A 10,727-nucleotide genomic window follows, 5' to 3' on the forward strand; every position below is an offset into this window, starting at 1 on the left:
GCTCTTAAAACCATTGTTCCCAACCCGCAGCCCCGCCGCTAGGGCCCTGACCCGCGCCTCCCCAGCCCCCCTTTGTGCACCGGGCCCGGTAGCCGTCATGACGGCTACCGGGCCTCTGTCGTGCGTCAGTAGTGGTAGCGGGCCTTGAGGATCTTTACTTCCTTGTCGTCGGCCCGGTAGACGAGTCGGTGCTCGTCGTCGATCCGCCGCGACCAGTAGCCCGACAGGTCACCCTTCAGTGGCTCGGGCTTGCCGATCCCGCTGAAGGGGTCCCGCTGGATCTCGCCGATCAGGCGGGTGATCCTTCGGGCCGTCTTCCGGTCCGAGGCGAGCCAGAACAGGAAGTCCTCCCAGGCGGCGGGGTCGACGTGGATGGCCGGGGGCGAGGAGTGTACGCGTCTATGGAATGCGGGGTCGCCGGTCGCCGTGCGGGGCCCGGCCCACCCCGGTCGTGGCGGACAGGGTCAGGGCCAGGGTCGCCGCGGCGGCCGGGATCAGGAAGCCGAAGGCGGGGAACGGTGCGTGGTCGGCGGCCCAGCCGCCCGTGGCGGAGCCGATCGCGATACCCCCGAGGAGGGCGGTCACGGCCAGCGTCATGCCCTCGTTGAGCTGGGACGCCGGTGTCAGGCGCTGGACCAGGCCCATGCCCGTCACCATCGTCGGGGCGGTCGCCATGCCCGCCACCAGGAGCCCGGCGGCCAGGGCGAGCAGCGAGCCGGTCGACGCGGCGAGCAGCGGCATCGTCATCAGGAGCGCCATCGCGGCCAGGCAGGTGGGGAGCCGGGCGGTGCGGTGGGCGCGGCCGTAGAGAAGGCCCGCCGCGCAGGAGCCGGCGGCCTGGAGGGCGAGGACCGGGCCGGCGACGGGGCCGTCCACGAACGCCAGGGTCACCACCTCCATGGAGCCGAAGACGGCTCCCGTGGCCAGGAAGACGGCGAGCAACGGCGGCATGCCGGGCATCCGCAGCGGGGAGCCCGCGGCCGTACGGGGCCCGACCGGCGGTTCGGTGGAGCGCTGGGCCGCGAAGACCAGGACCCCGGAGAGGAAGAGCGTGGCGCCGGCCAGGGTGCCCGCCTCGGGGAAGAGGGTCGAGCAGAGCAGCGCGGCGACGACCGGGCCGAGCATGAAGCAGAGCTCGTCGACGGCCTGCTCGAAGGCGTTGGCGGTGTGCAGGGCGTCCCGGTCGCCCTTGAGGAGGTGGGCCCAGCGGGCCCGGGACATGCCGCCGGTGTTGGGGGCGGTGGCGGTGAGCGCGGTCGTGGCGAAGAGGGCCCAGACGGGCGCCTTCCCGTGGACGCAGAGCACCAGGACCAGGTGGCCGAGGACCGCGTAGGCGGTGGCGGGGACGGCGATCCGCGCCTGGCCGTACCGGTCGACGAGCCGGGCGATCCAGGGGGCGGTGACGGCCCCGGCGGCCATGCCGGTGGCGGTCACGGCTCCGGCGAGCGCGTACGAGCCGTACGCCGCCGCGATCATGATCACGGCGCTGACGCCGAACATGCCCATGGGCAGCCGGGCGATCAGATTGCCCGCGGTGAAGGCGCGGGTGCCGGGGACGGTGAAGAGACGGAGGTACGGATTGCGGGGAACGACGGTCGGTCGTTCGCGGTAGCGGGGGGCGAGGGCCGGGCCCGCCGGGGTCGGGACGAGGTCCGGTTGCGGCATGGATCAAGGGTCGGGCGGGTGGGGGTGGTGGGTCCAACACCTGTTCGGTGCGGATTCACGCGGCTGTGTTGTTAAATGCGGGGTGGTCACTTCGGTCTCCCCCTCCTCTCCGCCGGCTCCCGCGTCCGTGTCCGGTTCCTCCTCGTACGACGCCGACCCCCGGCTCCTGCGCGCCTTCGTCGCCGTCGCCGAGGAGCTGCACTTCACCCGTGCCGCCGCCCGGCTCTACCTCGCCCAGCAGGCCCTCAGCCGTGACATCCGGCGCCTGGAGCGCGAGTTGGGCGCCGAGCTCTTCGTACGGACCACCCGCCAGGTCACCCTCACGTCCGACGGCGAGCGGCTCCTCCCGTACGCGCGCAGGGTCTTGGCCGCCCACGACGAGCTGAGCGAGGCCTTCCGCGGGGCGCCGCGGCCCCTCCTCGTCGACCTCAACAGCCCCGGCCTCGCACCGGAGGAGGTCCTGCGCCGAGCCCGTGAACTCGCCCCCGAACAGGAGCTGATGGCCCGCTACGAGAGCGGACTCACCGGCGCCGTGCGCGAGATCCTCGCCGGGCGGATCGACGCCTCCTTCGGTCGGTACGGGGGACTCGACCCGGCGCTCCGGGCGCGGCTGGACGTCCAGTTCGTACGGTACGAGCGGATGGCCGTCATCCTCCCCGAGGACCACCCGCTCGCCGGCCTTCCCGAGGTGCCGCTGGCCGGTCTCGCCGGGGAACGGGTCTACGCGGGCGCGGGCAACGACCGCACGCCCGAGTGGACCGACCTCGCCGTCCGCCTCTTCGCCGGGCGCGGCATCCAGATCGCCCCGCCCGCGCCGCTCGCGGTCGGCAAGGAGGAGTTCCGCCGCATCATGGCCAAGCACCGCAACCCGGTGCTCGCCGTCGTGGACTTCCCGCCCATGCCGGAGTGCGTGCTGAGGCCGCTCGTCGACCCCGTACCCCTGTCACCCGTGAGCCTGGTGTGGCGCAAGGGGCTGCGTCATCCCGGCCTCGACGCGCTGCGGGCCGCCGCCGCCGAGATCGGCGCCCGCGAGGGCTGGCACACCCGCCCGGCCGACTCCTGGCTGCCGGACGGGGAGCCGGGACTGCCGGGCGGCTAGGGCCGGGGCGCGCCCCGGCGCTCACAGGGCGTCCGTGCTCCGGGTGAGAGCAAGGTTCCGCTCCCGTCACCTCGCGGCACCGCGCCGAAACGCGGCCTCCCTAGCGTCGGTGCAGGTGGATCTGGGGCTGTGGACGCCCCAGGACCCGACACCCGCGGAGGTACGACATGGGCGGCGGCCGGTGGATCGAACAGTGGGAGCCGGAGGACGAGGCCTTCTGGCGCGACAAGGGGGAGCGGATCGCCCGGCGGAACCTGCTCTTCTCCGTGTTCTCCGAGCACATCGGCTTCTCGATCTGGAGCCTGTGGTCGGTCATGGTGCTCTTCATGGGGCCGGGGTACGGCGTCGACCCGGCGGGCAAGTTCTTCCTGATCGGCACCGCCACCTTCGTCGGCGCGCTCATCCGCATCCCGTACACCTTCGCCGTCGCCCGCTTCGGCGGCCGCAACTGGACGATCTTCAGCGCCCTGTTGCTGCTGCTGCCCACCGGCCTCGCCTTCGCCGTCATGGAGCCCGGGACCTCCTACACCACCCTCGTCCTGGTGGCCGCGCTCACCGGCGTCGGCGGCGGCAACTTCGCCTCCTCCATGACCAACATCAACGCCTTCTTCCCGCTCCGGAAGAAGGGCTGGGCACTCGGACTCAACGCCGGCGGCGGCAACATCGGCGTCCCCGTCGTCCAGCTCGTCGGCCTCCTCGTCATCGGCACCGCCGGGGCGATGCACCCGAGGATCGTGCTCGGCGTCTACCTCCCCCTGATCGTGGTCGCCGCCGTCTGCTCCGCGCTCTTCATGGACAACCTCGCCCCGGTCAAGAACGACACCGGCGCCGCGAAGGAGGCCGTCCGGGCCCGCCACACCTGGATCATGGCCTTCCTCTACATCGGCACCTTCGGCTCCTTCATCGGCTACAGCTTCGCCTTCGGCCTGGTGCTCCAGACCCAGTTCGGCCGCACCCCGCTCCAGGCCGCCTCGCTCACCTTCATCGGCCCCCTGCTCGGCTCCCTCATCCGGCCCGTCGGCGGCTCCCTCGCCGACCGGCACGGCGGCGCCCGCATCACCCTGTGGACCTTCTGCGCCATGGCCGCCGCGACCGGCGTGGTGATCTACGCCTCCGTGATCGCCTCCCTCACCGTCTTCCTCGTCGGCTTCATCGGACTCTTCGTCCTCAGCGGCCTCGGCAACGGCTCCACGTACAAGATGATCCCGGCGATCTTCCTCGCCCAGGGACACCGCCAGGGGCTCGCCGGAGAGGCCGCGGAGGCCTACGGGCGGCGCCTCTCCGGGGCCGCCATGGGCCTCATCGGAGCGGTCGGCGCGCTCGGCGGCCTCGGCATCAACCTCGCCTTCCGCCAGTCCTTCCAGACCGCGGGCACCGGCACGGCCGCCTTCGTCGCCTTCCTCGTCTTCTACGCGGCCTGCGTGGGCGTCACCTGGGCGGTATACCTTCGCCGGCCCCTCACCGTCCCCGCCGCCGTCCCCCTCGACGCCCCCGTCACCGACACGACCGTCACCGAGCCGCAGGCCCGGCCCGGCTACGCGAAGGTGTGACCCCCGGTGCCCGGCGCGGACCGTAACGACCAGGAAATACGGGCGAACCGAATCCGTCACGCGTCCCCGTCAGGCTCTGGCCCCATGGACGAGCAAGAACACGGCCCCCTCGCCGGCTTCACCGTCGGCGTCACCGCGGCGCGGCGCGCGGACGAACTCATCGCGCTGCTGCGCCGACGCGGCGCGGCCGTCGTCCACGGCCCCGCCCTGCGGATCGTGCCCCTCGCCGACGACACCGAACTCCTCGCCGCCACCAAGGAACTCATCGGCCACGCCCCCGACGTCGTCGTCGCCACCACGGCGATCGGCTTCCGGGGCTGGGTCGAGGCGGCCGACGGCTGGGGCTACGGGGAGGAACTCCTCGCCGTCCTGCGGGACGTCGAACTCCTCGCCCGGGGCCCCAAGGTCAAGGGAGCCGTACGGGCCGCCGGACTCACCGAGTCCTGGTCCCCCACCTCCGAGTCCATGGCCGAGGTCCTCGACCGGCTCCTCGCCGAGGGCGTGGAGGGCCGCCGGATCGCGCTCCAGCTGCACGGGGAGCCGCTGCCCGGCTTCGTGGAGGCGCTGACGGCCGGCGGCGCCGAGGTCGTCGTCGTCCCCGTCTACCGCTGGATGCCGCCCGAGGACATCGGGCCGCTCGACCGGCTCCTCGACGCCGCCCTCGCCGGCGGCCTGGACGCCGTCACCTTCACCAGCGCCCCGGCCGCCGCGTCCCTGCTCTCGCGGGCCGCTGAGAAGGGCGTACGGGAACGCCTCGTCGCCGCGCTGCGGCACGACGTCCTCGCGGTCTGCGTCGGGCCCGTGACGGCGCTGCCGCTCCAGGCCGAGGGCATCGACACGTACCAGCCGGAGCGGTTCCGGCTCGGGCCGCTCGTCCAGCTCCTCTGCAAGGAGCTGCCCGCCCGCTCACGGGTCCTGCCGGTGGCCGGCCACCGCGTGGAGGTCCGCGGCCACGCCGTCCTCGTCGACGGCGCCCTGCGGCCCGTCCCGCCCGCCGGAATGGCCCTCCTCGGCCTGCTCGCCCGCCGACCCGGCTGGGTCGTCTCCCGGGCCGACCTGCTGCGCGCGCTGCCCGGCGCAGGGCGCGACGAGCACGCGGTCGAGACGGCGATGGCCCGCCTCCGGACCTCGCTCGGCACGCCGAAGCTGATCCAGACGGTGGTGAAGCGGGGATACCGGCTGGCACTGGACCCCTCGGCGGACGAGAAGTACGACGGGTAGAACCGGCCGCCCCCACGGACGACGGCCCCTCGGAAGGGGTGGGCGGGGAGGGTGCGCCGGGGCTTCGGCGGGGGCGCCCGTCGACCGCTGTTCGGGACGCCGAACCCCCGTACGGTGATCGCGCCTGACACGGTGCCTTCCGGTGGCGTACGCTCGACGGCTGCCCAGTGCACGTCAGAAGGGGGCCTTAGGTGGCCGCGCAGGAAGCCGTGGACACGGTCAGAGACCGTGAGATCGGTGTCGAGCAGGAACATCTGGATCACGTCTACCGCCGACTGGAGGAGAAGATCCACGAGGCGGAGTTCCTGATGAACGACGCCGCCCAGCGGGGCCAGGTCGGCACGCCCGGCGCCCTCGCCGAGCGCGACGCCCAGGTCTTCCGGGCCGGCATCCACCTCAACCGGCTCAACAACGAGTTCGAGGACTTCCTCTTCGGCCGGATCGACCTGTTGTACGGAAAGGACGGCAAGAAGGGCCCGGACGGCGCCTACACCTCGATCGAGCCCGCCGAGGACGCCGTACGCGCCGACAACACCGCCGAGATCGGCGAGACCCTCCACATCGGCCGGATCGGCGTCCTCGACTCCGACTACGCGCCGCTGGTCATCGACTGGCGCGCGCCCGCCGCCGCGCCCTTCTACCGGTCGACCCCGGTCGACCCGGGCCGCGTCGTGCGCCGCCGCGTCATCCGCTCCAAGGGCCGTCAGGTCCTCGGCGTCGAGGACGACCTGATGCGCCCGGAGCTGCGGGCCACCCTCGACGGGCGCGAGCTGCCCGTCATCGGCGACGGCGCGCTGATGGCCGCCCTCGGCCAGGCCCGCAGCCACACCATGCGGGACATCGTCTCCTCCATCCAGGCGGAGCAGGACCTCGTCATCCGGGCGCCCGCCGCCTCCGTGACGTACGTGGAGGGGGGTCCCGGCACCGGCAAGACCGCCGTCGCCCTCCACCGCGCCGCGTACCTGCTCTACCAGGACCGGCGGCGGTACGCGGGCGGCATCCTGATCGTCTCGCCCACCCCGCTCCTCGTCTCGTACACCGAGGGCGTCCTGCCCTCCCTCGGCGAGGAGGGCCAGGTCGCCATCCGTGCCGTCGGCAGTCTCGTCGACGGCGTCGAGGCCACCGCCTACGACGATCCGGCCGTCGCCCGGATCAAGGGCTCCTCCCGCATGCTCCACGTGCTCCGCAAGGCCGCGCGCGGAGCGCTGGAGACCCCGGCGCCCAGGACCCAGCCGGAGCTGGGGGAGGACGAGACCCCCGTCCCCGCCGGCACTCCGACGCGGCTCCGCGTCGTCGCCTTCGGCCGCCGCCTGGAGCTGGAGGCCGACGAGCTGCGGCGCATCCGGCACAACGTCCTCGGCGGCACCGCACCCGTCAACCTGCTCCGCCCGCGCGCCCGCCGGCTGCTCCTCGACGCGCTGTACTCCAAGTCGGGCGCGTCCGGCCGGCACAGCGACCCCGAGCTCGCCGCCGAGCTGCGTTCCTCCTTCGACGAGGACGTGTCGACGGAGGACTCGTTCCTCTGGTTCCTCGACGCCTGGTGGCCCGAGCTCACCCCGCGCCGGGTCCTCGACGCGATGGCCGACGAGCGGCGGCTCGGCCGCTGGGCCCGCCGCATCCTGAACCCGGGCGAGGTGCGGCGGCTCGCCCGTTCGCTGCGCCGCCGGGAGCTGTCCGTCCACGACGTGGCCCTGCTGGACGAGCTGAGCACCCTGGTGGGCGCCCCGGCCCGGCCGAGGAAGCGCCGGGAGTACGACCCGCTGGACCAGCTCACGGGTCTGGAGGAGCTCATGCCCGTACGGGAGGAGACCCAGCGGGAGCGGGCCGAGCGGCTCGCCGCGGAGCGCACCGAGTACGCGCACGTGATCGTCGACGAGGCGCAGGACCTCACGCCCATGCAGTGGCGGATGGTCGGGCGGCGCGGCAGGCACGCCACCTGGACGGTCGTCGGCGACCCGGCGCAGTCCTCCTGGTCGGACCCGGACGAGGCCGCCGAGGCGCGGGACGAGGCGCTCGGCTCCCGGCCCCGGCGCCGCTTCGAGCTGACGGTGAACTACCGGAACCCGGCCGAGATCGCCGAGCTGGCCGCCAAGGTGCTCGCCCTCGCCATGCCGGGCAAGGAGTCGCCCCGCGCGGTCCGCTCCACGGGCGTCGAGCCCCGTTTCGTGTCCGTACGGGAGACGGCGGGGAAGCCCGATCTGGCCGAAACTGTTCGGTCCGAGGCGCGACTGCTCCTGGAGCGGGTCGAGGGCACGGTCGGTGTCGTCGTGGCCATGAACCGGCGGGCGGAGGCGGCCCGCTGGCTCGCCGAGCTGGGCGACCGCGTGGTGGCGCTGGGCTCCCTGGAGGCGAAGGGCCTGGAGTACGACGCCACGGTGGTCGTCTCGCCCGCGGAGATCGCGGACGAGTCCCCGGCCGGCCTGCGGGTGCTCTACGTGGCCCTGACCCGGGCGACGCAGCAGCTGACGGTGGTCGCGGCGGCGGCGGACATGCCGGACGGGGCGGGGGTGCCGGACCTGCTCCGGGACTGACCCGGGGCCGCCGCCGGGGCCCGGTCCTGAGGCCGTACGGGGGCCGATTTCCGGTCAACCTGTGGCGCTGGAATCACCGGGCAGGGTGGTTTGTTAGCCTTGTCGTGGCACCGGCTCGATCCAAGCCCCCGGGCCCAACCTTCGTCCCTCAGAGGGACCACTTGCCGCGAGGCGAGCATGGCGGGTCGGTGCCACTTAGTGCATAGCTACGAAGTTGAGGCCCCTGTCACCCCAGGTGACAGGGGCCTCTTCTGTTTCCCGGCCACTTCTCGTATGGTGGAAACTACTTTCCGAAAACAAAATGACCGCATTACCTGCTACCGGCAGGTAGGTGCGACCATCGGAGGGCGCCGCCGGGCAACCAGCCGAGGCGGCGTAGCAACGAAGCTCAGGGAAAGCAGAGGAACTCGGCCATGGCAACGGCGCCCAGCGTCTCGTATTCGATGACGGTCCGGCTGGAGGTTCCCGCGAGCGGAACCGCGGTCTCCCAGCTCACCACGGCGGTGGAGTCGTCCGGCGGATCCGTCACCGGCCTCGACGTGACCGCCTCCGGCCACGAGAAGCTCCGGATCGACGTCACCATCGCCGCCACCTCCACGGCCCACGCCGATCTGATCGTCGCGCAGCTGCGGACCATCGAGGGCGTCGTCCTCGGCAAGGTCTCCGACCGTACGTTCCTGATGCACCTCGGCGGCAAGATCGAGATGGCGTCCAAGCACCCCATCCGCAACCGTGACGACCTCTCCATGATCTACACCCCGGGCGTCGCCCGCGTGTGCATGGCGATCGCCGAGAACCCCGAGGACGCCCGCCGCCTCACCATCAAGCGCAACTCCGTCGCGGTCGTCACCGACGGCTCCGCCGTCCTCGGCCTCGGCAACATCGGCCCGATGGCCGCCCTGCCCGTCATGGAGGGCAAGGCCGCCCTCTTCAAGCGCTTCGCAGGCATCGACGCCTGGCCGATCTGCCTCGACACCCAGGACACCGACGAGATCGTCGCGATCGTCAAGGCCATCGCCCCCGGCTTCGCGGGCATCAACCTGGAGGACATCTCCGCACCCCGCTGCTTCGAGATCGAGGCCCGGCTGCGCGAGGCCCTCGACATCCCCGTCTTCCACGACGACCAGCACGGCACCGCCATCGTCGTCCTCGCCGCGCTCACCAACGCGCTCCGCGTGGTCAACAAGGGCGTCGGCGACGTACGGGTCGTCATGTCCGGTGCGGGCGCGGCCGGTACGGCCATCCTGAAGCTGCTGCTCGCGGCGGGTGTGAAGCACGCCGTCGTCGCCGACATCCACGGTGTCGTGCACGCGGGCCGCGAGGACCTGGTGGCCGCCCCGGCCGACTCGCCGCTGCGCTGGATCGCCGACAACACCAACCCCGAGGGCGTCACCGGCACCCTCAAGGAGGCCGTCGTCGGCGCGGACGTCTTCATCGGCGTCTCGGCCCCGAACCTGCTGGGCGCGGAGGACGTCGCCGCCATGGCGGAGAACGCGATCGTGTTCGCGCTCGCGAACCCGGACCCCGAGGTCGACCCGGCCGCCGCCCGCCAGACGGCCGCCGTCGTCGCCACCGGCCGCTCCGACTTCCCGAACCAGATCAACAACGTGCTGGTCTTCCCGGGTGTCTTCCGCGGGCTGCTCGACGCCCATTCCCGTACGGTCAACACGGAGATGATGCTGGCGGCCGCCACGGCCCTCGCCGACGTCGTCTCCGAGGACGAGCTGAACCCGAACTACATCATCCCCTCGGTCTTCAACGACAAGGTCGCGGGCGCGGTCGCGGGAGCGGTCCGCAACGCGGCGAAGGCCGCGGGCTCCGGCTCTGCGACGACCGGTCGCTGACCGGGCGCTGACGGCGCGTCGCGATTCGCGGAGCCGTAAACCCGCCTTTAGGGTGGCTTTTCGGCTCCGCTTTGTTTTCGCGGAGTCGACAGAACGTCACCACCACGGGGCTCTGGCGCTTTTCGTGTGACCCCAGGGGGTGCCGGATTGGCGTTCCCGCCGCTGGTGGGGGCAGGATGCGTGTTTGGGCGCGAGGGTCTGTCATTAGACCCGGGTCCGGGGACTGTCCGAAGGCCCTGGCAGCATCGGCTTCGCTGTACCCAATCACGCGGCTTCCGCCGCGTGGCACGCCTCACAGGCAAGAAGAACACGGGAGTAACAACATGAACCGCAGTGAGCTGGTGGCCGCCCTGGCCGACCGCGCCGAGGTGACCCGCAAGGACGCCGACGCCGTGCTGGCCGCTCTCGCCGAGACCGTCGGTGAGGTCGTCGCCAAGGGCGACGAGAAGGTCACCATCCCCGGCTTCCTGACCTTCGAGCGCACCCACCGTGCCGCTCGCACCGCTCGTAACCCGCAGACCGGCGACCCGATCAACATCCCGGCCGGCTACAGCGTGAAGGTCTCCGCGGGCTCGAAGCTCAAGGAAGCCGCCAAGGGCAAGTAAGGCAGTCCAGAGGCGCAGAAAGGGCGGCCACCCTGTCAGGGGGTGGCCGCCCTTTCGCATGGGCCTGTGAGGGCCGTACCGGGCCTTGTGCGGGCCCTGTGGGCCCGTGCGGGCCCACACGGGGGCCCCACGGCGCCCTTACACCACCGCGCAGCCCCGCCCCACGACCAATGCGCCCAGCACCACGAGCTAAACCAATAAATTAAAGGTTC

At 72.4% G+C, this 10,727-nt stretch carries 8 protein-coding genes; 6 read left to right on the forward strand and 2 right to left on the reverse strand.

The genetic code is table 11. The annotated features are described in order from the left end of the window. Positions 1-125: 125 nt before the first annotated feature. The gene (locus ABT129_RS37665; protein WP_351910733.1) at positions 126-374 is read right to left on the reverse strand and encodes a Txe/YoeB family addiction module toxin; all 249 of its coding nucleotides are present in this window, start codon (positions 372-374) and stop codon (positions 126-128) included. A gap of 25 nt (positions 375-399) precedes the next feature. Then, positions 400-1,665 carry an MFS transporter gene (locus ABT129_RS37670; RefSeq protein WP_351910721.1) on the reverse strand — a complete coding sequence of 422 codons (1,266 nt, stop codon included), beginning with the start codon at positions 1,663-1,665 and terminating at the stop codon, positions 400-402. A 127-nt stretch (positions 1,666-1,792) separates the two neighbouring features. On the opposite strand from ABT129_RS37670, the gene ABT129_RS37675 reads away from it, so the two are divergent. From ABT129_RS37675 to ABT129_RS37700, 6 genes are all read left to right on the forward strand, one after another. Continuing rightward, on the forward strand, positions 1,793-2,764 hold the full coding sequence (locus ABT129_RS37675) for a LysR family transcriptional regulator (RefSeq protein ID WP_351910723.1): 972 nt from the start codon (positions 1,793-1,795) through the stop codon (positions 2,762-2,764). A 167-nt stretch (positions 2,765-2,931) separates the two neighbouring features. Continuing rightward, the gene (locus ABT129_RS37680; RefSeq protein ID WP_351910725.1) at positions 2,932-4,314 is read left to right on the forward strand and encodes a nitrate/nitrite transporter; all 1,383 of its coding nucleotides are present in this window, start codon (positions 2,932-2,934) and stop codon (positions 4,312-4,314) included. A gap of 84 nt (positions 4,315-4,398) precedes the next feature. Further along, positions 4,399-5,535, forward strand: a complete 1,137-nt coding sequence (locus ABT129_RS37685) for a uroporphyrinogen-III synthase (RefSeq protein WP_351910727.1) — start codon at positions 4,399-4,401, stop codon at positions 5,533-5,535. Between the two features lie 191 nt (positions 5,536-5,726). Beyond that, entirely contained in the window at positions 5,727-8,066 is a 2,340-nt protein-coding gene (locus ABT129_RS37690; protein ID WP_351910729.1) for a HelD family protein, read from the forward strand. 413 nt (positions 8,067-8,479) lie between these two features. Continuing rightward, positions 8,480-9,910 carry an NAD-dependent malic enzyme gene (locus ABT129_RS37695; protein WP_351910731.1) on the forward strand — a complete coding sequence of 477 codons (1,431 nt, stop codon included), beginning with the start codon at positions 8,480-8,482 and terminating at the stop codon, positions 9,908-9,910. Between the two features lie 323 nt (positions 9,911-10,233). Then, on the forward strand, positions 10,234-10,515 hold the full coding sequence (locus tag ABT129_RS37700; RefSeq protein ID WP_017237029.1) for an HU family DNA-binding protein: 282 nt from the start codon (positions 10,234-10,236) through the stop codon (positions 10,513-10,515). The last annotated feature ends 212 nt before the right edge of the window (positions 10,516-10,727 follow it).

This window comes from Streptomyces sp. NPDC002057, from assembly GCF_040296665.1.
Taxonomy (GTDB): Bacteria; Actinomycetota; Actinomycetes; order Streptomycetales; family Streptomycetaceae; genus Streptomyces.

Excerpts from the sequence above, each read along its gene's own strand:
- ABT129_RS37670 (WP_351910721.1), bottom strand. The coding sequence starts at position 1,665 with ATGCCGCAACCGGACCTCGTCCCGACCCCGGCGGGCCCGGCCCTCGCC.
- ABT129_RS37680 (WP_351910725.1), top strand. The coding sequence starts at position 2,932 with ATGGGCGGCGGCCGGTGGATCGAACAGTGGGAGCCGGAGGACGAGGCC.
- ABT129_RS37685 (WP_351910727.1), top strand. The coding sequence starts at position 4,399 with ATGGACGAGCAAGAACACGGCCCCCTCGCCGGCTTCACCGTCGGCGTC.
- ABT129_RS37695 (WP_351910731.1), top strand. The coding sequence starts at position 8,480 with ATGGCAACGGCGCCCAGCGTCTCGTATTCGATGACGGTCCGGCTGGAG.
- ABT129_RS37700 (WP_017237029.1), top strand. The coding sequence starts at position 10,234 with ATGAACCGCAGTGAGCTGGTGGCCGCCCTGGCCGACCGCGCCGAGGTG.